The 19,459-nt window shown below is 66.5% G+C and carries 17 protein-coding genes; 6 read left to right on the plus strand and 11 right to left on the minus strand.

Features of this window, described 5'->3' with window-relative positions:
- Positions 1-378 precede the first annotated feature (378 nt).
- Positions 379-1,443, minus strand: coding sequence for a glycoside hydrolase family 16 protein (locus tag FHW78_RS16265; protein ID WP_221189026.1), 1,065 nt, complete (start codon positions 1,441-1,443; stop codon positions 379-381).
- A gap of 691 nt (positions 1,444-2,134) precedes the next feature.
- On the opposite strand from FHW78_RS16265, the gene FHW78_RS16270 reads away from it, so the two are divergent.
- Positions 2,135-2,545 (plus strand): hypothetical protein, encoded by a 411-nt coding sequence (locus FHW78_RS16270; RefSeq protein WP_343205576.1) that lies wholly within the window; start codon positions 2,135-2,137, stop codon positions 2,543-2,545.
- Positions 2,546-2,554: 9 nt separating this feature from the next.
- Here FHW78_RS16270 and ispH read toward each other — a convergent pair whose 3' ends face one another.
- The 5 genes from ispH to murJ form a co-directional block, all read right to left on the minus strand.
- Positions 2,555-3,505, minus strand: a complete 951-nt coding sequence (gene ispH, locus FHW78_RS16275) for a 4-hydroxy-3-methylbut-2-enyl diphosphate reductase (protein ID WP_183643010.1) — start codon at positions 3,503-3,505, stop codon at positions 2,555-2,557.
- 80 nt (positions 3,506-3,585) lie between these two features.
- On the minus strand, positions 3,586-4,095 hold the full coding sequence (lspA, locus tag FHW78_RS16280) for a signal peptidase II (protein ID WP_183643013.1): 510 nt from the start codon (positions 4,093-4,095) through the stop codon (positions 3,586-3,588).
- 290 nt (positions 4,096-4,385) lie between these two features.
- Positions 4,386-7,217: an isoleucine--tRNA ligase gene (gene ileS, locus FHW78_RS16285; protein WP_183643016.1), complete on the minus strand. Its 2,832-nt coding sequence runs from the start codon at positions 7,215-7,217 to the stop codon at positions 4,386-4,388.
- Positions 7,214-8,161, minus strand: coding sequence for a bifunctional riboflavin kinase/FAD synthetase (locus tag FHW78_RS16290; protein WP_183643019.1), 948 nt, complete (start codon positions 8,159-8,161; stop codon positions 7,214-7,216). The genes ileS and FHW78_RS16290 overlap by 4 nt, the downstream gene beginning before the upstream one ends.
- An 82-nt stretch (positions 8,162-8,243) precedes the next feature.
- Positions 8,244-9,857: a murein biosynthesis integral membrane protein MurJ gene (murJ, locus tag FHW78_RS16295; RefSeq protein WP_183643022.1), complete on the minus strand. Its 1,614-nt coding sequence runs from the start codon at positions 9,855-9,857 to the stop codon at positions 8,244-8,246.
- 110 nt (positions 9,858-9,967) lie between these two features.
- Between murJ and rpsT the strand changes: the two genes are divergently transcribed.
- On the plus strand, positions 9,968-10,237 hold the full coding sequence (gene rpsT / locus FHW78_RS16300; RefSeq protein ID WP_141453506.1) for a 30S ribosomal protein S20: 270 nt from the start codon (positions 9,968-9,970) through the stop codon (positions 10,235-10,237).
- 535 nt (positions 10,238-10,772) lie between these two features.
- Here the strand turns inward: rpsT and obgE are convergent.
- The 3 genes from obgE to rplU form a co-directional block, all read right to left on the minus strand.
- A complete protein-coding gene (gene obgE, locus FHW78_RS16305; RefSeq protein ID WP_141453507.1) occupies positions 10,773-11,825 on the minus strand; it encodes a GTPase ObgE in 1,053 nt (350 codons plus the stop codon).
- Between the two features lie 179 nt (positions 11,826-12,004).
- The gene (gene rpmA / locus FHW78_RS16310; protein ID WP_183643025.1) at positions 12,005-12,265 is read right to left on the minus strand and encodes a 50S ribosomal protein L27; all 261 of its coding nucleotides are present in this window, start codon (positions 12,263-12,265) and stop codon (positions 12,005-12,007) included.
- A 12-nt stretch (positions 12,266-12,277) separates the two neighbouring features.
- Complete coding sequence (rplU, locus tag FHW78_RS16315; protein WP_141453509.1) at positions 12,278-12,586, minus strand: 50S ribosomal protein L21; 309 nt, start codon at positions 12,584-12,586, stop codon at positions 12,278-12,280.
- 380 nt (positions 12,587-12,966) lie between these two features.
- On the opposite strand from rplU, the gene uvrA reads away from it, so the two are divergent.
- Together uvrA and FHW78_RS16325 are read left to right on the plus strand one after the other, a co-directional pair.
- Complete coding sequence (uvrA, locus tag FHW78_RS16320) at positions 12,967-15,891, plus strand: excinuclease ABC subunit UvrA (RefSeq protein ID WP_183643028.1); 2,925 nt, start codon at positions 12,967-12,969, stop codon at positions 15,889-15,891.
- Complete coding sequence (locus FHW78_RS16325; protein ID WP_183643033.1) at positions 15,888-16,307, plus strand: thioesterase family protein; 420 nt, start codon at positions 15,888-15,890, stop codon at positions 16,305-16,307. Before uvrA ends, FHW78_RS16325 begins: the two co-directional genes overlap by 4 nt.
- A 121-nt stretch (positions 16,308-16,428) precedes the next feature.
- Here FHW78_RS16325 and FHW78_RS16330 read toward each other — a convergent pair whose 3' ends face one another.
- The gene (locus FHW78_RS16330; protein ID WP_183643036.1) at positions 16,429-16,875 is read right to left on the minus strand and encodes a copper chaperone PCu(A)C; all 447 of its coding nucleotides are present in this window, start codon (positions 16,873-16,875) and stop codon (positions 16,429-16,431) included.
- Positions 16,876-16,913: 38 nt separating this feature from the next.
- Between FHW78_RS16330 and FHW78_RS16335 the strand changes: the two genes are divergently transcribed.
- Both FHW78_RS16335 and FHW78_RS16340 read left to right on the plus strand, forming a co-directional pair.
- On the plus strand, positions 16,914-17,690 hold the full coding sequence (locus tag FHW78_RS16335; protein WP_183643039.1) for an enoyl-CoA hydratase/isomerase family protein: 777 nt from the start codon (positions 16,914-16,916) through the stop codon (positions 17,688-17,690).
- A 17-nt stretch (positions 17,691-17,707) separates the two neighbouring features.
- Positions 17,708-18,010, plus strand: a complete 303-nt coding sequence (locus tag FHW78_RS16340) for a YciI-like protein (RefSeq protein WP_183643042.1) — start codon at positions 17,708-17,710, stop codon at positions 18,008-18,010.
- 19 nt (positions 18,011-18,029) lie between these two features.
- On the opposite strand, the gene FHW78_RS16345 is transcribed toward FHW78_RS16340, so the two are convergent.
- The gene (locus FHW78_RS16345) at positions 18,030-19,367 is read right to left on the minus strand and encodes a substrate-binding domain-containing protein (protein ID WP_183643045.1); all 1,338 of its coding nucleotides are present in this window, start codon (positions 19,365-19,367) and stop codon (positions 18,030-18,032) included.
- Positions 19,368-19,459: the final 92 nt, after the last annotated feature.

The raw sequence follows: 19,459 nt of genomic DNA on the forward strand, positions 1-19,459 counted from the left end.
ATCACTTCATGGACGACGAAGCCATCGGCTGGACCTACTTGGAACGCAAAGACCAGCATTGGCTGTAAATCGATGGGCGCGAAGTAGTTCTGATATCCAGGCGTGTTCCCGATAATTGGCTGGTTCACGTGAACCGGCACGGGAATGGAGGCCCGGTTCGCGCTGTACCGAGGCGTCCCCCACCGTTGCCCACGGGAAACGGATGACAGAGAGGTGGGACGTGGTTCTGGTACGGGCCCAGCTTGGCCGTGCCGACGTCGCCAGGCCCGTCCGTGTGAGCGGACCACAGCCGACATTCGGCTCGACGCATTCACGACGCACGAAGACTACGGGGATGCCTGGGGCATCCCCGCGACAAACACCTTCAGGCAGTGCGACTCAAAGCCCGCAAGGCGACGGCAGCACCGGGTTCTGTTCCTTCACGTTGTCGATGTGCGCCACTTTCTTGCCGCGCAGGCCGGCGACCTGGGCTTCCACGTCGGCGGTGGACAGGGCGACGCCTTCCTGGAAGAACACCCAGTCGATGTCTTCCTGGTACTCGCGCATTTCCGGGGAGTCGACTGGGCCCAGCGAGCCGTCCGCGCCCTTGGGCATGAACCACAGGTTGAAGTTGATCGACATGAAGTCCTCCGGGTACACGGCGCTGCTGTGCTCGGAGAACAGTTGGCCGTCGACGTAGTAGGTGACTTTGTTGTCGGCGACGGTGAGCACCAGCGTGCGCCAGCCGGCGTAGCTGCCTTCCTTGCGGGAGAACTCGTTCACCTTGGTCCAGGGTTCGAGCTGGAAGGTTTCCCAAGTGGTGGTCCACATCGCCGGCTTGGTGTTTTCGCCCCAGCCGCCGTTGGGCAGGTACTCGAAGTCGGTTTCGCTGTAGTCCTTGTCCATCGGCGCCTTCAGCGGGCTGATGGCATAGAAGGTCTGGATGACTTCATCGCCGTCCGGACCGTAGCTCGGTTCATCGCGGAAGAAGATGCGTGCGGCGTAGGTGCCTTCGCGGTATTTGCGGGAATGGCAGAACTGGGTCTGGCGGGTTTTCTCGGGAGTGCCGTTGGTGATCGAGCTCATCCGGACGGCGCCGCCTTCTGTTTCCGGAATGTCCGCATGGAACGTCAGGCCATCGCCCGACCAGGTCGCGCCCTTGATGCCGGGATGGCCGGTTTCTGTCCGGACTTTCCAGCCATTTTTCTGGAACGCGGCGAAATCCGGATAGCTGAAATCATCGAAGAAAACCGGCGCCGTGGTGGGCGCTGCGGCAGTCGCGTCGGCCTTGGCTTCCGCAGGTGCGTTTGCCTGCTCCGTGGCCGTTTCGGTTTTTGAATCGCAGCCGACAACGGCGAGCGATGCAGCAAGCAGGCTTACGACGAAGATACGATTCCGCGCCATGTTGTTCCCTTCCCTTCTCTTGATGATTCGTGATGGTTGAAGGGGGCGAATCTGGCGCATTGCGGACAACGTTGTCAAATGATCGGTGCGGTCTTGTATGCGGCGTTGGAAGCAATGCTTTCTTGTGGAATTACATCTGACACGATCCAAAATTCCGCTCGGGATCCATCGCGTTCAGATCAACTTCGCAGTCCGGATTCGCTTGTTTCTCGAATTGTCCATTCAATGGAAACAGAATGACTCATCTTGTCGCCAATGAGCGCATTCACCTGACTCCCGAGACAAGCGACAGGCCAAGGCAGGAACCGTGCGGGACGCTCTACCGATGGCAGACGTTGTTGATGCTGGTTCCAGACGAAGGGAGCCTTGGCGGACATGCATCGACTACGAGCGATGGGAGCGTTTGCTGAAAGCGCCCCCATCCCAGCCTTCCCCCGCGAGCGGGGGAAGGGGCAAAAAGCTCGCGGCGGAACACGGTACGGCCCCCTCACCCATCCCAGCCTTCCCCGCAAGCGGGGGAAGGGGTAAAAGCTTGCGGCAGTATGTGCACGCCCCCTCCCCCGCCTGCGGGGGAGGGTTGGGGTGGGGGCAAGCGGAACAATCGGCTGATGGGACGATCCCGCGCTGCGCTGCTACCGCAGCGCCAATGGCCTGACCCGCGCCTTCCTGGCGCCGCCCATCGGCTTCGCCGCGTACTTCATAATCGCGGTCATCCTGCGCCTGGCATCCACCTGAAAAAGGACACCGATACGTGAGCACGCAACCCACACTGATGCGCAGGCTGGGCCTGGGTCGCATGTCGACCGGCGAGTATCAGGCCAACCTCAACGGATTGAACATGTTTTTCGGCGCGGTGCTCGGGCTGGTGCTGACCGGCACGGAAAAGCTGGACGCGTGGCAATTCGGCGTCATGCTGTTCTGCCTGGCCGGGAACGTCATCACGATCCTGTTCATTTCATCGAGCCGTAACCGGGTGAGCTACGCGATCTTCGGGCTCGTCAACGCGCTGCTTTTCCCTTACGTGATGGGTTTTCTCCTGCGGGCGCCCGATCTGGTCCCGGACAAGATCCAGCCGACCCTGCTGGTCTGGACAATAATGACCATCGTCGTGGAATTTTGGGCGCGGCAGAAGGAACCGGAAGCGACCGCGCAGGAAAACTGAGCGGCGCGCTCAGCTGACCAGCTGCAGCCGCAATTCCTTCGGCAGGGCGAAGACCATGTTTTCCGGTTCGCCGTCGAGTTCGCCGATGCTGGCGGCACCCAGATCGCGCAGGCGCTGGATGACGCCGTCGATGAGGATGTCCGGCGCGGAGGCGCCGGCGGTCACGCCGATGCGCTGCTTGCCCTGCACCCAGGCCGGGTTGATCTCGTGGGCGCCGTCGATCAGGTAGGACTCCACGCCATCGCGCTCGGCCAGCTCGCGCAGGCGGTTGGAGTTGGAGCTGTTCGGCGAGCCGACCACCAGCACCAGATCGCATTGCTTGGCCAGATCGCGCACCGCATCCTGGCGGTTCTGGGTGGCGTAGCAGATGTCGTCGTTCTTGGGGCCCTGGATGGCCGGGAAGCGCGCCTGCAGGGCCTGGATGATGCCGATGGTGTCGTCCACCGACAGCGTGGTCTGGGTGGTGTAGAACAGGTTGCCTGGCTGGCCGACTTCCAGTTGCGCGACATCGTCGATGTCTTCGACCAGATAGATGCGACCGGTGCTGCCCTCGCGGCTCCACTGGCCCATCGTGCCTTCCACCTCGGGGTGGCCAGCATGGCCGATCAGCACCACGTCGCGGCCGGCACGGCAATGGCGGGCCACTTCCAGATGGACCTTGGTCACCAGCGGGCAGGTCGCATCGAACACCTTCAGGCCGCGGCGGTCGGCTTCGGCTCGGACCGCCTGCGAGACGCCGTGCGCGCTGAAGATGACGGTGGCGTTGTCCGGCACTTCGTCCAGCTCCTCCACGAACACTGCGCCGCGGTTGCGCAGGTCATCGACGACGAAGCGGTTGTGCACGACTTCGTGGCGCACGTAGATCGGCGCACCGAGGGTCTCGATGGCGCGCTTGACGATTTCAATGGCGCGGTCGACGCCGGCGCAGAAGCCGCGGGGGTTGGCGAGCAGGACATCCATGCCGGCGATTTTACCGGAGCCGGCGGCGGGAACGGTGAATCGGCGCTTCCGGCCCGGAATCCCCTTCACCCGGCCCTGGCTCAAGCCTTGGCGGGCTTGTTGCGCTTGCCGTCGAACAGGCCGAACAGGGCGATGCCGACGGCGCCGGCGACGATCGCCGAATCGGCCAGGTTGAACGCCGGCCAGTAATGGTCGCGCCAGTACCACTGGATGAAGTCGATGACGTGGCCGTGGATGAGGCGATCCACCACGTTGCCCAGCGCGCCGCCGATGATCAGCGAGTATGGCAGCGCCTGGCGCCAGTCGCCGCGCGGGGTGCGGCCCAGCCAGAAGGTCAGCAGGCCGCAGATGCCGATCGCCAGCGCTGTGAAGAACCAGATCTGCCAGCCGCCGGCGCCGCTGAGGAAGCTGAACGCCGCGCCGGTGTTGTAGGTGCGGAACCAGTTCCAGAAGCCTTCGATGACCGGCACGGCGGTGTACTCGGGCAGCGAGGCCAGCACCCAGGCCTTGGTCCACTGGTCCAGGCCGATGATGACAGCCGAGAGCAGCAGCCAGATCAGGGCGTTGGGTTTGACGGCGGTTTGGCTCATGGGTCGGGTCGCGGTTTCTGGAGGGTGTGTTCTGGAGAAGTGAGTATGCCGGGTAAAGCGGCACGGTTACGGCGCTTGATGCCCTTCCGCCGGGTGTTTGGAAGGAGGACCGAAGGCGCCGAGCCGGGCCTATCGGGGAGGCATTCTGGGAAGGGGTGGCTGGAGGGGGGCTGACTTGTGGGCTTGGGTGGGCGGTTCCGGGGTTCCGGGTGGGGACTTCGGAACCGTCGCGCTGCCCCCATCCGGCGCTGAGCGCCACCTTCCCCCGCTGGGCGGGGGAAGGGGTTTGGTCAGAACCAGCGGCGGTCTTCGCCGGGGCCGTCGACATTGCTGGCGCAGCGGCCGCACAGTTCCGGGTGGGCCGGGTTGGCGCCGATGTCGGCGCGGTGGTGCCAGCAGCGCACGCACTTGGCCTTGTCGGTCGGCTGGGCCAGCACGAACACCTCGTCCGCCTCCACCGCGCCGACGCTGACGTCGCCGCTGATGAGGAAGAAGCGCAGTTCCTCGGCCAGCGGCTGCCACTTGGCGGCCAGCGCGGCGTTCACCGACACCGCGATCTCCGCTTCCAGCGCCGCGCCGATCTGGCCGTTGGCGCGCATCGGCTCAAGCACCTTGGCGACCTGTTCGCGCAGGGCCAGCAACTGGTCAAAATCGGCCGCCGTCAGGGTGGCGTCCGCCGGCAGCGGCGCCAGCCCGTCGTACCAGGTGGCGAACAGCACGTTGCCGGTGCGCTCGCCGGGCAGGTAGCCCCACATCTCGTCGGCGGTGAAGCTGAGCACCGGCGCGATCCAGCGCACGAACGCCTCGGCGATGCGGTACATCGCGCTCTGCGCCGAACGACGGCCGCGCGAGTCCTCGCGCATCGTGTACAGGCGGTCCTTGGTGACGTCCAGGTACAGCGAGCCCAGATCCACGCTGCAGAAATTCAGCAGCGCCTGCACGATCTCGGCGAAGTCGTAGCGATCGTAGGCGGCCTTGATCTTCTCCTGCACTTCCCAGGCACGGTGCACGATCCAGCGATCCAGCGCGACCATGTCCTCCAGCGGACGCAGGTCGCGCGCCGGATCGAAGCCGTGCAGGTTGCCCAGCAGGAAGCGCGCGGTGTTGCGCAGGCGGCGGTACGCGTCGGCGTTGCGCTTGAGGATTTCCTGCGACAGCGACATCTCGTTGCTGTAGTCGGCCGAGGCGATCCACAGGCGCAGGATGTCCGCGCCCAGGTTCTTCATGATGTCCTGCGGCTCGATGCCGTTGCCGAGCGACTTGGACATCTTGCGGCCGTGTTCGTCCACGGTGAAGCCGTGGGTCAGGCACTGCCGGTACGGCGCATGCTTGTCGATGGCCACGCCGGTGAGCAGCGAGGACTGGAACCAGCCGCGGTGCTGGTCCGAGCCTTCCAGGTACAGGTCCGCCGGCTTGCCCAGGCCGCGTTCCAGCAGCACGCCTTCATGGGTCACGCCGGAGTCGAACCAGACATCGAGGATGTCGGTGATCTTCTCGTAGTCGCCGGCCTCGTCGCCCAGCAGTTCGGCCATGTCCAGGGTGTACCAGACATCGACGCCGCCCTGCTCCACCCGATCGGCCACCGCCTGCATCAATTCGACGCTGCGCGGATGCGGCTCGCCGGTCTCGCGGTGCACGAACAGCGCGATCGGCACGCCCCAGGTGCGCTGGCGCGAGATGGTCCAGTCCGGGCGGCCGTCGACCATGCCGGCGATGCGCGCTTCGCCCCACTGCGGGAACCAGCCGACCTGCTTGATCGCGGCCAGCGCGTCGCGGCGCAGGTGCGCCTGCTCCATCGAGATGAACCATTGCGGGGTGGCGCGGAACGCGATCGGCGTCTTGTGCCGCCAGCAATGCGGGTAGCTGTGGGTCAGCTTGGCGAACGCCAGCAAGGCGCCGCTGTCGCGCAGCACCTCGACCAGCGCCTCGTTGGCCTTCCAGATATGCAGCCCGGCCAGCGCGGTTTCGCCTGCCGGCGGCGTGGACGGCAGGTACACGCCGCGACCGTCGACCGGATTGAGCTGGCCAGTGGTGTATTTGTCGATCAGGCCATAGCGCTGGCCAACCACGAAGTCTTCCTGGCCATGGCCGGGCGCGGTGTGCACGGCGCCGGTGCCGTCCTCGGCCGACACATGATCGCCCAGCAGCACCGGAATCTCGCGCTCGGCATAGAACGGATGCGACAGCACCACGCCCTCCAGCGACGAACCGGCGGTACGTGCGTGCACCACCGCTTCATTCACGCCGTAGCGTTGCAGCGCGCGCGCGGCCAGCGCGTCGGCCAGCACCAGCCAGCGACGCTTGCCGTGGTGGGCCGGTCCCTCGACCAGCGCGTATTCCAGATCCGGCCCCAGCGAGACCGCCAGCGAAGCCGGCAGCGTCCACGGCGTGGTGGTCCAGATCGGCACCGCCACTTCCACATCGTCGGGAACCTCGATGCCGAACGCCGCCGCCAGCGCCTTGCGGTCGCGCACGGTGTAGGCGACGTCGATGGCAGGCGAGTCCTTCTCCTGGTATTCGATTTCCGCCTCGGCCAGCGCCGAGCCGCAATCGAAGCACCAGTGCACCGGCTTCACGCCGCGGGTCAGGTGACCGTTGGCGACGATCTTGGCCAGCGCGCGGATCTCGTTGGCCTCGAAGCGGAAATCCAGGGTCTTGTACGGGTTGTCCCAGTCGCCGATCACGCCTAGCCGCTTGAAGTCCTTGCGCTGCAGATCGATCTGCGATTCGGCGTACTCGCGGCACTTCTGCCGGAACTCGACCGCGTCCAGCTTGACGCCGACCTTGCCGTATTTCTTCTCGATGGCGATTTCGATCGGCAGGCCATGGCAGTCCCAACCCGGGATGTACGGCGCGTCGAAGCCGGCCAGGTACTTCGACTTGACGATGATGTCCTTGAGGATCTTGTTGACCGCGTGGCCCAGGTGGATCGCGCCGTTGGCGTACGGCGGGCCGTCGTGAAGCACGAACAGCGGGCGGCCCTTGGCGTTGGCGCGCAGCTGCGCGTACAGGCCGTCGGCTTCCCAGCGCGCCAGGGTGTCCGGCTCGCGCTTGGGCAGATCGCCACGCATCGGGAAATCCGTCGCCGGCAGGTGGAGGGTGGCTTTGTAGTCCTGGCTCACGCCGTTGCTCGTTGGTTGTCGTTTGAAAGAAGGGCGCGCGCCTGTTCGGCGTCGCGGTGCATCTGCTCGGTCAGGCTGGGCAGATCGGGGAATTTCAGTTCATCGCGCAGCTTGGCGACGAATTCGACTTCGATGTGGCGCCCGTACAGGTCGCCTGCGAAATCGAACAGGTGCGCTTCCAGCAGCGGCTCCACGCCGTCCACGGTGGGACGGGTGCCGAAACTGGACACGGAAGCCCATGGTTGTTCCGCCACACCATGCACCCAGGTCGCGTAGATGCCCGACAGCGCGGGCGTCTTCGGAAAGCGCAGGTTGGCGGTCGGAAAACCGAGCGTGCGGCCGAGCTGCTGCCCGCGCACCACCCGCCCGCCAATCGCGTACGGCCGGCCGAGCAGGCGCGCGGCATCGGCGAAGTCGCCCTGCTTCAGCGCTTCGCGGATGCGGGTGCTGGAAATGCGCTCGCCCTGCGACTGCACCGCTTCGATCTCGTTGGCGGTGAAGCCGAGCTCGGCACCCATCGCCTGCAACAGCGCCAGATCACCGCCGCGCCGGTGGCCGAAGCGGAACTCGGGACCAATCCAGACTTCGCGCGCGGACAACCGTTCCACCAGCATCCGGCGGACGAAATCCTCCGCGCTCATCGCCGCCATCGCCGCGTCGAAGCGCAGCAGGCCGACCGTATCAGCACCCAGTTCGCGCAGGCCTTCGACCTTGGCGCGGGCCAAAGTCAGGCGCGGCGGCGGATTCTCGCGGGCGAAGAACTCGCGCGGCAGCGGTTCGAAGGTCAACGCGACCGCGTCCACGCCCATTGCGCGCGCGCGCGCGGCCGTGTGGCGCACCAGCGCCCGGTGACCGCCATGCAGGCCGTCGAAAGCGCCGATGCAGACCACGCTTCCCCGGGGACCCAGCGGTCCACCGTCGACGTCACGAAACAGCCTGCTCATAGATTCCTGGTTGGATGGCCGCCATTGCGGGCAGGCCGGCGCGAAACGCGCGAATCCCGAAGTATAGCCGCCCTGTCCGGTCTCAATGCCCTCGCAGATCGCGCGGACGGATGCCCTGCAGCCACAGCAGCGCGCCATACAGGGCTCCACCACTGCCCACCAGTACCGCCAGCCGCCAGCCACGTTCCCACCAGGCCCAGTGGGACCAGTCGGGCCAGACCCAGCGCAGCGCCAGCAGGACCACGGTCATCGCCAGCGAGGCCAGGCCGATCTGGCGCAGGAACCGGCCCCAGCCCGGCTGGCGCCGGTAGACCCCGGCCCGGCACAGGTACCACGCCAGCTGCACCGCGTTGGTCCAGCCGGCGATGGCGATGGCCAGCGCCAGCAAGGCGTGCGCGCCCGGGATATGCGCCAGCGCGTCCAGGTACTGGCCGTCGGCCTTGGCCAGGGCGGCCTGGCCGATGTCGGTGAACTGCAGCAGGCCGGCGAACAGCAGGATCGTCGCGATCGCGTTCACCACTACCGACACCACCGCCGACTTCACCGGCGTACGGGTGTCCTGGCGCGAGTAGAAGGCCGGCGCCAGCACCTTGACCAGCAGGAACGCCGGCACCGCGGTGGACTGCGCCATCAGGCTCCAGGTGCTCATCTGGGCATGGAAAGCGGTGAATTTGTTGTACTGGAACAGCGTCGCCATCAGCGGGCCGGCGCAGACGATCAGACCGATGCAAGCCGGTACGCCGATCATCAGGCACAGCCGGAAGCCCCAATCCAGGCCCTTGGAGAAGCCCTCCGGATCGGTCGCCGCGTGGCGGCTGGAGAGATGCGGCAGGATCACCGTGCCGATGGCCACGCCGAACATGCCCAGCGGGAACTCCAACAGGCGATCGCTGTAGTACAACCAACTGACGCTGCCGCTCAGCAGGAACGCCGCCACCCAGGTGTTGAACAGCAGGTTGAACTGCACCACGGAGGAGCCGAACAGGGTCGGCACCATCAGCGTCATGATCTTGCGCACGCCCGCATGGGCCAGACCCAGCTTCGGGCGCGGCAGCAGGCCCAGCTTCGCCAGCGCGGGCAACTGGAAGACCAGTTGCAGGATGCCGGCGATGAACACGCCCCAGGCCAGCGCCATCACCGAACCGCCCATCAACGGCGCCAGCCAGAACGCCGCCGCGATCATCGACAGGTTCAGCAGGATCGGCGACAGCGCCGGAATCGCGAAGCGCTGGTAACTGTTGAGGATGCTGCCCACCAACGAGGCCAGCGAGATGAACAGCGCATACGGGAAGGTAATGCGCAGCATCTCGGTCAGCATGTCGTGGTGCGCGCCCGTGTACTTGGACGCGATCATGAAGGCCAGCTGGGGAGCGAACAGGAACACCACCGCGGTCACCACCAGCAACGCGGCGGTCAGGGTGCCGGTGACCCGGTCAATCAGTTCCCTGACCTCTTCCGGGCTGTGCTTTTCCTTGTACTCGGCCAGGACCGGCACGAAGGCCATCGAGAACGAGCCTTCGGCCGAAAGCCGGCGCATGAAATTGGGAATCCTGAACGCAACAAAGAACACGTCCATGGCGGCGGTGGCGCCGAAAACATAGGCGTAGACCTGGTCCCGAACGAGCCCTGACAGGCGGGACAGGAAGGTCATGGCGCTGAAAATGGCGCTGGAGCGCAGGAGCCGGTTGCCGCTCATCGGGCGGCCTCCCCTGCCGATTGACCCAGGTTGACGCAAGCTGCTGAATAGTCCATACTTTTTTGTCTATTTTCCCGTAACCCCATTATCCCAGCTTTCAGGAACCCATCGTGGCCAATATCAAGTCCGCCAAGAAGCGCGCCAAGCAGACCGTCGTGCGCAATGCGCGCAACTCTGCCCAGCGCTCCATGCTGCGCACCGCCGTCAAGAAAGTGCTCAAGGCGCTTGACGCCAACGACGCCGCCGGCGCGCAGGCCGCTTTCGCCGTCGCCCAGCCGATCCTGGATCGCTACAGCTCGCGCGGCCTGATCCACAAGAACAAGGCTGCCCGCCACAAGAGCCGCCTGACCGCCCGCATCAAGGCGCTCCAGGCCGCCTGACCAGGCGTCCACGGGAAAGCAAAAAAACCCGGCTCCGGCCGGGTTTTTTGTTGCCCGGAATCCAGCCCCCTCCCCCGCTTGCGGGGGAGGGTTGGGGTGGGGGCGGAACGGAGTCGGCTCGCTTCGCGCGGACGAAATCCTGCGAGCGCCCCGAGCCTTCCTCACTCGAAATGTGGTTGGCTGCACGCCTGCCACGGGTTCCGGCTTGCCCCCATCCCGGCCTTCCCCCGCGTGCGGGGGAAGGGGCAAGGCGCGGTGTCGGGGAGGCGCTGCCTCAGCCCGCATTCCGGGCTTTTTCATGCTGACGGTTGCGCCGGAAGAATCTGCTCCCTCCCCCGCGTGCGGGGGAGGGCTGGGGTGGGGGCGGAACGGAGTCAGCTCGCTTCGCGCGGACGAAAACCTGCGAGCATTCCGAGCTTCCCTCACTCGAAATGTGGTTGGCTGCACGCCTGCCACGGGTTCCGGCTTGCCCCCATTCCGGCCTTCCCCCGCATGCGGGGGAAAGGGCGAAGCGCGGTGTCGAGGAGGTGCTGGCTCAGCCGGCATTCCGGGCCTCTTCGGCCTCTTCGCGTTGGCGATCGAAGAACGCCATCACGTCCTGCATGATCGGCCAGGTGCCCTCGCGCGAAATCGCGGAAATCTGGTACCAGGGATGCATCCAGTCCAGCTCGGCCACAATCTGCTCGGCGCGCTCGCGGGCCTCGTCCTCGAACATGAGGTCGGCCTTGTTGAGCACCAGCCAGCGCGGCTTCTCCAGCAGCTCCGGATCATGCTTCATCAGTTCCTGCTCGATGGCACGGACCTGTTCGGCCGGGGCGATGCCTTCCACCCCGCCTTCCATCGGCGCCATGTCCACCAGGTGCAGCAGCAGGCGGGTGCGCTGCAGGTGGCGCAGGAACTGCGCACCCAGGCCGGCGCCGTCGGCGGCACCCTCGATCAAACCGGGAATGTCGGCGATGACGAAGCTGCGGTGCGCCTCGACGCTGACCACGCCCAGGTTCGGATAGAGGGTGGTGAACGGATAGTCGGCGACCTTCGGCGTGGCCGCCGAGACCGCGCGGATGAAGGTGCTCTTGCCGGCGTTGGGAAAGCCCAGCAGGCCGACGTCGGCCAGCAGCTTCAACTCCAGCTTCAGCAGGCGCTGCTCGCCCTCTTCGCCCGGCGTGGCCTTGCGCGGAGCGCGGGTCACCGAACTCTTGAAATGCATGTTGCCCAGGCCGCCCTTGCCACCCTTGGCCACCAGCAGGCGATCCCCGTGGCGGGTCAGGTCACCGATGACCTCGTCGGTCTCGACGTTGGTGATGACGGTGCCGACCGGCACGGTGATGGTCAGATCCTCGCCGGCCTTGCCGTACATCTGCCGACCCATGCCGTTCTCGCCGCGCTGGGCGCGGAAGTTCTTCTCGTGGCGAAAATCCACCAGGGTGTTGAGGTTCTCGTCGGCAACCAGCCAGACGCTGCCACCGCTACCGCCGTCGCCACCGTCCGGCCCGCCCAGCGGGATGAACTTCTCGCGCCGGAAGCCGATGCAACCGTTGCCGCCGTTGCCGGCGATGACCTGGATTTCCGCTTCGTCTACGAGTTTCATGGGATTGGGGATTCGGGATTGGAGATTCGGACAAGCAAGGCTGCTTCTCCGGATGGACCAGGAAGGGAACCGGCGCGGAATCCGCCTTTCGCGAATCCCGAATCACCCATCCCCAATCCCGGCCCTGAAACGAAAAGCCCCGCACGCGGCGGGGCCCTTCGCTACGTGTGCGCGGAGCCTCAGGCTTCCGTGACCACGCTGACGGTGCGGCGCTTCTTCGGGCCCTTGATCGAGAACTCGACCTTGCCATCGACCAGCGCGAACAGGGTGTGATCGCGACCCAGGCCGACGCCCGAACCCGGATGGAACTGGGTGCCACGCTGACGGACGATGATGTTGCCGGCGTCGATCGCCTGGCCACCATAGACCTTCACGCCCAGCATCTTCGGATTGGAGTCGCGGCCGTTGCGCGATGAGCCTACGCCCTTTTTATGTGCCATGACTGATTCTCCTTACTTGTTGATGCCGGTGATTTCGATTTCGGTGTAATGCTGCCGGTGACCCTGGCGCTTCATGTGGTGCTTGCGGCGGCGGAACTTGATGATGCGGACCTTGTCGGCGCGGCCGTGGCCGACGATCTTGGCCGAGACGCTCGCGCTCTTCAGCGCGTCGCCCAGGGTGACGCTTTCGCCGTCGCCCAGCATCAGGATGTTGTCGAACGTGACTTCCTTACCGGCTTCCGCATCGAGCTTCTCGACGCGCAGAGTCTCGCCCTTCATCACGCGGTATTGCTTACCGCCAGTGACCAGAACTGCGTACATTGGTGAATCCTCTTCTGTAGTTATTCTCTTGAACCCGACCACCATCGAGGGCGGTCAGAAGCGGAATTGTAGGGCTTTCAGCAGCTTAGGGTCAAGTCACCCCCCTTCCCGCCCGCCCGGTGGCTCCGTGGCCCGGCGTGCCCGGGTCGCAGGCCCTGAGACGCCACCGGGTTCCACTGCCCGGAAGGGCCCGCCAGCCGGGCCGGCAACGGCGTGAACGGGAGCGCAGCGGGCGCCCTCGGCGTCCGCTGCCGGGTCTTTGCTGGCGGCGATTTGCCCCCAAATACCGGAATCGCTACGCTGGGCGATTCGCTGGCGCGACCGGTCGCGCCGGCGGATCCGGAGCCCTTCCCTCCCTTCTGAACAGGCCACCCCACGGCATGGACAGCATCCGCATCCGCGGCGCACGCACCCACAACCTCAAGAACATCGACCTCGACCTGCCCCGGGACAAGCTGATTGTCATCACCGGGCTGTCCGGCTCGGGCAAGTCCTCGCTGGCGTTCGACACCATCTACGCCGAAGGCCAGCGCCGCTACGTCGAGTCGCTGTCCGCCTACGCCCGGCAGTTCCTGTCGGTGATGGAAAAGCCGGACGTGGACCACATCGAGGGCCTGTCGCCGGCGATCTCCATCGAGCAGAAGTCGACCTCGCACAACCCGCGCTCGACGGTCGGCACCATCACCGAGATCTACGACTACCTGCGCCTGCTGTACGCCCGCGTCGGCACCCCGCGCTGCCCGGACCACGGCTACCCGCTGGAGGCGCAGACGGTCAGCCAGATGGTCGACCAGGTCTTGGGCCTGGACGGCGAGCAGCGCTACATGCTGCTGGCGCCGGTCATCCGCGAGCGCAAGGGCGAGCATGCGCAGGTGTTCGACCAGCTGCGCGCGCAGGGTTTCGTGCGCGTGCGGGTGGACGGCCAGTTGCATGAAATCGACGCGGTACCGCCGCTGGCGCTGCGCCAGAAGCACACCATCGAGGCGGTCATCGACCGCTTCCGGCCGCGCGATGACATCAAGCAGCGCCTGGCCGAGAGCTTCGAAACCGCGCTGAAGCTCGGCGACGGCATGGCTTCGGTGATGTCGCTGGACAAGCCGGAAACCGATCCGCTGCTGTTCTCGTCCAAGTACTCCTGCCCGGTCTGCGACTACTCGCTGCCGGAACTGGAACCGCGCCTGTTCTCGTTCAACTCGCCGGTCGGCGCCTGCCCGACCTGCGATGGCCTGGGCGTGGCCCAGTTCTTCGATCCGGCGCGGGTGGTGGTGCATCCGGAACTGTCGCTGGCCGCCGGCGCGGTGCGCGGCTGGGACCGCCGCAACGCCTACTATTTCCAGCTGATCGCCTCGCTCGCCAAGCACTATCGCTTCGACGTGGATGCGCCGTGGCAGTCGTTGTCGGAGAAGGCCCGCCAGGCGGTGCTGTACGGCAGCGGCGAGGAAGTCATCACCTTCACCTATCTCACCGAATCGGGCGGGCGCACCCAGCGCAAGCATCGCTTCGAGGGCATCGTGCCGAACCTGGAGCGCCGCTACCGCGAGACCGAATCACCGGCGGTGCGCGAGGAACTGGCCAAGTACATCAGCGAGCAGCCCTGCCCCGACTGCGGCGGCGCCCGCCTGAACAAGGCCGCGCGCAACGTGTTCGTCGCCGATCGGCCGCTGCCGGCGCTGGTGGTGATGCCGGTGGACGAGGCGCTGTCGTTCTTCCGCGGCCTGGCCCTGCCCGGCTGGCGCGGCGAGATCGCGGCCAAGATCGTCAAGGAAATCGGCGAGCGGCTGGGCTTCCTGGTCGATGTCGGCCTGGACTACCTGACCCTGGAACGCAAGGCCGATACCCTGTCCGGCGGCGAGGCGCAGCGCATCCGCCTGGCCTCGCAGATCGGCGCCGGCCTGGTCGGCGTGATGTACGTGCTGGACGAACCCAGCATCGGCCTGCACCAGCGCGACAACGAACGTCTGCTCGGCACCCTCACCCGCCTGCGCGATCTCGGCAACACCGTGATCGTGGTGGAACACGACGAGGACGCCATCCGCGCGGCCGACTACGTGCTGGATATCGGTCCCGGCGCGGGCGTGCATGGCGGCGAGATCGTCGGCGAAGGCAGCCTGCAGGACATCCTCAAGGCACCGCGCTCGCTGACCGGCCAGTACCTGTCCGGCAAGCGCAGCATCGAGGTGCCCAAGGCGCGCCACAAGGCCAACCCGAAGATGATGCTGCATCTGCGGGGCGCCAGCGGGAACAACCTGAAGGACGTGGACCTGGACATCGCCTCGGGCCTGTTCACCTGCGTTACCGGCGTGTCCGGTTCCGGCAAGTCCACCCTGATCAACGACACCCTGTACGCGCTGGCCGCCAATGAAATCAACGGCGCCTCGCACAAGCCGGCGCCGTACCGCGACGTGGTCGGCCTGGACCTGTTCGACAAGGTGGTCGACATCGACCAGTCGCCGATCGGCCGCACCCCGCGCTCCAACCCGGCCACCTACACCGGCCTGTTCACGCCGCTGCGCGAACTGTACGCGCAGGTGCCGGAAGCGCGTGCACGCGGCTATTCGCCGGGCCGCTTCAGCTTCAACGTGCGCGGCGGCCGCTGCGAAGCCTGCCAGGGCGACGGCCTGATCAAGGTCGAGATGCACTTCCTGCCGGACGTGTACGTGCCCTGCGACGTCTGCCACGGCAAGCGCTACAACCGCGAAACGCTGGAGATTCTCTACAAGGGCTTCAACATCAACGACGTGCTGGAGATGACCGTCGAGGACGCATTGAAGCTGTTCGAGCCAGTGCCGGCGATCGCCCGCAAGCTGGAAACATTGATGGACGTGGGCCTGAGCTACATCAAGCTGGGCCAGAGCGCGACCACGCTGTCCGGCGGCGAGGCGCAGCGCGTCAAGCTGTCCAAGGAACTGTCGCGCCGCGATACCGGCCGTACCCTGTACATCCTGGACGAGCCGACCACCGGCCTGCACTTCCACGACATCGAACACCTGCTGGCGGTGCTGCACAAGCTGCGCGACGAGGGCAACACCATCGTCGTCATCGAGCACAACCTGGACGTGATCAAGACCGCCGACTGGGTGGTGGATCTGGGTCCGGAGGGCGGCCATCGCGGGGGACGCATCCTCGCCAGCGGCACGCCGGAAGACATCGCCGCGCATCCGGATTCGCATACCGGCCGATTCCTGGCCAAGCTGCTGCCGGCCAGCAAGGCACCCAAGGCCAGCAAGCCGGCCGCGGTCGCCAAGCCCGACGTGCTGCCGCCGCGCAAGTCCGAGAAGAAAAAGAAAGCGGTGAAAGCCAAATGACCTCGACGCCCGAGAGTTCCCCCGACCGCAAGATGCTGGCGGCGATTCCGATCAGCGTGCGCTGGCGCGACATGGACAGCATGGGTCACGTCAACAACGCCAAGTACGTGTCCTATCTGGAAGAAGCGCGCGTACGCTGGATCCTCGACATTCCGGGCGTCTCGATGACCGACCGCATCGCGCCCGTGGTCGCCGCCAACAACATCAACTACCGCCGTCCGTTGACCTGGCCGAACGACATCCTGGTAGAACTGTACGTGGATCGGCTGGGCACCAGCAGCGTCACCATCGGTCATCGCATCGTCGACCAGAACGGCGTGCTGTACTGCGACGGCAACGTCGTGGTGGTGTGGATGGATACCCACACAGGCAAGAGCGCGCCGCTGCCGGACGCCGTGCGCAACGCGTCCGTTTGACGACGTCAGGTTCGTCTCTGTGGGAGCGACGTCAGTCGCGAATGCTCTTTGCCGGATCGGAAAGCATCGCGACTGACGTCGCTCCCACAATCAAGCTGCCCTTGGCATCGAAACGGACAGGCTACGGCGCCGTCTTGCGCACCTCGAAGGTCACCGGCAGGCTGCGGCCGTCCTTCAGCTTGAGCGTGATCACCGGCTTGTCGCCTTCCTTCACCGGGGCGTAGGGCTTGTACAGCATCAGGTGCAGGCCACCGGGCCTGAACTCGACCGATTTGCCGGCGGCGACCGGCAGGGTTTCCAGTTCGCGCATCTTGTTGACGCCATCGACCTGCCGCGATTCATGCAGCGACACCTCGGCGAAGGCCAGGCTGTCGGCGCCGGCGACTTCCACCGCCTTGGCGCAAGTGTTATCGATGCGGAGAAAGCCGGCCATCATCGGCATGGCCGGCGATGGCGGCAGCCGTATCCACGCCTGGCGGGCCGTGGGCAGGCACTCGGCGGCATGGGCGGAGACGCTGCCGGCCAGCAGCGCGACGGGGACGAGAGCGGATACAAGGCGGCGATTCATGCGCCTATCATAGGCCCACACGCCCTTGGAGCAGATGAATGTCCTCGTTGATTGAAACCCGGGACCATGGCAGCGTCCGCGAGATCCGGCTGGCGCGTCCGCCGGTCAACGCCCTCAACACCGAACTGTGCCGCGCCCTGATCCACGCGGTCGATACCGCCGTGGGCGATGGCGTGCGCGGCATCGTGCTGGCCGGCAACCCGAAGATCTTCTCCGCCGGCATGGATGTGCCCTACCTGCTGTCGCTGGGCGAGAACCGGCACGCGCTGATGGACGCCTGGCAGGCGTTCTTCGGCGCGGCGCGCGCGCTGGCCGATTCGCGGGTGCCGGTGGTGGCGGCCATCGGCGGTCACGCGCCCGCGGGCGGCTGCGTGCTGGCGCTGTGCTGCGACTACCGGGTGATGGCCCGCAGCGTGGATCCCGCGCGTCCCTTCGGCATCGGCCTCAACGAAACCCAGGTCGGCCTGGTCGCGCCGGAAGGCATCCAGCGGCTGATGCGGCGACTGGTCGGCCCGCATCGCGCCGAACGCCTGCTGGTGGCCGGCGAGATGGTGCCGGCCGAGCGTGCGCTGGAACTGGGGCTGGTGGACGAACTGGCCGATCAGGAGCAGGTCGATGCGCGTGCGCTGGCCTGGCTGGAGAACCTGCTGCGCCTGCCCCACCACCCGATGCTGCAGACCCGTGCCATCGCCCGCCGCGACGTGGTGGAAGCGATGTCACCGGAATTCATCCAGTTGGACCGCTTCATCGACGCCTGGGACGCGCCCGACACCCAGACCGCGCTGAAGGCGCTGGTGGACAAGCTGAAGAAGTAACGCCGCGCGAGGCGTCCATGCATGTCCTGCTCTGTTACGACTATGCGCCCGACTATGCACAGCGGCGCGGGCAGTTCCGAGACGAACATTTGCGCCTGGCCTGGGAATCCCAGGCGCGCGGGGAAATGCAGTTGGGCGGCGCGGTCGACGATCCACTGGACATGGCGGTGATGGTGTTCCGCTGCGACTCGTCCGCGCCGGTGGAAGCGTTCGTTGCCGCCGATCCCTATGTCCGCAACGGTATCGTCACGCGATGGCGCATCCGTCGCTGGCACACCGTGGTGGGCATCGAGGCGAGCGAGCCGACCCGGCCCGGTTGAGCCGGGGTCATCGGTTGGCTCATCTCACCCACACTTCCACGCGCTCGTTTCGATAACGCGTGCCGGCGTCGGCGCCGCCGCCCAGTGCGCGGGTGGCGCCCATGCCGATGGATCGCTGCACCGGAATGCCCTGCTTGACCAGATGGTCGGCCACCGTGTCGGCATGCTGGTTGCTGCGCACGGTGGCGATCAGGCGGTTGCTGCCGTCGTCGTGCGAGAAGCCCACCACCGTGACCTGGCGTCCCTGGTTCTGCGGCAGCCGCATGTAGGCGATCAGGCGTTCCAGATCATTCGCACCCCGGCTGTCGAAGAACGTGGTCAGCGACGCCGCGTTGAAGCGCAGGCTCAGCGGCAGGCGCTCGGTGCCGGCCACCGCCTGCCCGTAGGGTTGTGCGGCATCCGGCGCGCGCGGCTGGCTTGCCGGACGCAGCGTCATCGCCAGGAATCCCGCCCGTTCCACCGCCTGCTGCGCTTCGCGGCCGACGCTGTACTGGGCGAAGCTGCGGCCCAGCGCCGACATCAGCGGCCCCCCGTAGAGCCGGTAGCGCCGCACCAGCGGATAGTCCTCGCTCATCACGTTGATCCGGGTCGGCAGGATGGCCAGGCCGCCATCGGCGATGGCGAGCGTGCGGGTGCCGCGCGGGATCGCGCTGGCCACCCCGACCACCGCGACCGCATCCGGATCCGCCGCGACCGCGCGCGCGGCCTGCGCCAGGGTCGCATGCGTCTGCGCGTTCGCGGCCGCCGGCGCCGCCCCCAGCACACGCTCGCGCAGGAAATCGCGGTTGCCGCTGGGCGCGCGCGCCAGATGCAGGTGGATCGGCGCGTTGCGTCCCCCGAGCCCGGACCAGTCGCCGATGCGACCGGTGACCAGCTCGCGCAACTGCGCCACCGACAGGCGGCGGACCGGATTCCGCTCATTGACCACCACCGCCAGGCCGTCGACGGCGACGACGAATTCCTGATCCGGCGATTCGAGGTCCCCCAATTGCCAGGCGGCCTCGCGTTCCGCCGCGTCCGGCGCGCGCGCCAGCATCGCGATCTCGGCGTTCCCCTCGACCAGATCGCTGAACCCCGCCGCCGAGCCGCGCTTGCCGATTTCCACGATCAGCGGCATCCCGTCGCGGGTCGCGCGGATCTCGGTCTGCTGCGCGGATACGGCCTTGCGGCGGATTCCGGTATAGCCGATGTGATGCAGCCAGGATTCGACCATCGCCGGGACCAGCGCGTCGCCCAGCGTATTGGAGCCATGGATGCGCAGACGCTCGGCGGAGCCATCATCCTGCGCGGACGCCGGCAGACAGGCCGGCAACAACAGGCACATCGCCAGTGCGACGCGCGGCAAACGGTGCAGCATCGATCATCCCCCTGTGAAGCGCGGCAGAGTGACCGCGTCCGGTTACAGGGCGATGACGGTGAACGCGACTTCGGAGGGAACGATGACGCCGG

The sequence above is a fragment of the Pseudoxanthomonas sp. OG2 genome (assembly GCF_014192765.1).
Classification (GTDB): Bacteria; Pseudomonadota; Gammaproteobacteria; order Xanthomonadales; family Xanthomonadaceae; genus Pseudoxanthomonas_A; species Pseudoxanthomonas_A beigongshangi.

What these genes read in the sequence shown, in the direction of transcription:
- FHW78_RS16265 (WP_221189026.1), bottom strand. Translation starts at nt 1,443, where the DNA reads ATGCGCCAGATTCGCCCCCTTCAACCATCACGAATCATCAAGAGAAGG.
- ispH (WP_183643010.1), bottom strand. Translation starts at nt 3,505, where the DNA reads ATGGATGTCCTGCTCGCCAACCCCCGCGGCTTCTGCGCCGGCGTCGAC.
- lspA (WP_183643013.1), bottom strand. Translation starts at nt 4,095, where the DNA reads ATGAGCCAAACCGCCGTCAAACCCAACGCCCTGATCTGGCTGCTGCTC.
- FHW78_RS16290 (WP_183643019.1), bottom strand. Translation starts at nt 8,161, where the DNA reads ATGAGCAGGCTGTTTCGTGACGTCGACGGTGGACCGCTGGGTCCCCGG.
- murJ (WP_183643022.1), bottom strand. Translation starts at nt 9,857, where the DNA reads ATGAGCGGCAACCGGCTCCTGCGCTCCAGCGCCATTTTCAGCGCCATG.
- obgE (WP_141453507.1), bottom strand. Translation starts at nt 11,825, where the DNA reads ATGAAACTCGTAGACGAAGCGGAAATCCAGGTCATCGCCGGCAACGGC.
- rpmA (WP_183643025.1), bottom strand. Translation starts at nt 12,265, where the DNA reads ATGGCACATAAAAAGGGCGTAGGCTCATCGCGCAACGGCCGCGACTCC.
- rplU (WP_141453509.1), bottom strand. Translation starts at nt 12,586, where the DNA reads ATGTACGCAGTTCTGGTCACTGGCGGTAAGCAATACCGCGTGATGAAG.
- uvrA (WP_183643028.1), top strand. Translation starts at nt 12,967, where the DNA reads ATGGACAGCATCCGCATCCGCGGCGCACGCACCCACAACCTCAAGAAC.
- FHW78_RS16325 (WP_183643033.1), top strand. Translation starts at nt 15,888, where the DNA reads ATGACCTCGACGCCCGAGAGTTCCCCCGACCGCAAGATGCTGGCGGCG.
- FHW78_RS16330 (WP_183643036.1), bottom strand. Translation starts at nt 16,875, where the DNA reads ATGAATCGCCGCCTTGTATCCGCTCTCGTCCCCGTCGCGCTGCTGGCC.
- FHW78_RS16335 (WP_183643039.1), top strand. Translation starts at nt 16,914, where the DNA reads ATGTCCTCGTTGATTGAAACCCGGGACCATGGCAGCGTCCGCGAGATC.
- FHW78_RS16340 (WP_183643042.1), top strand. Translation starts at nt 17,708, where the DNA reads ATGCATGTCCTGCTCTGTTACGACTATGCGCCCGACTATGCACAGCGG.
- FHW78_RS16345 (WP_183643045.1), bottom strand. Translation starts at nt 19,367, where the DNA reads ATGCTGCACCGTTTGCCGCGCGTCGCACTGGCGATGTGCCTGTTGTTG.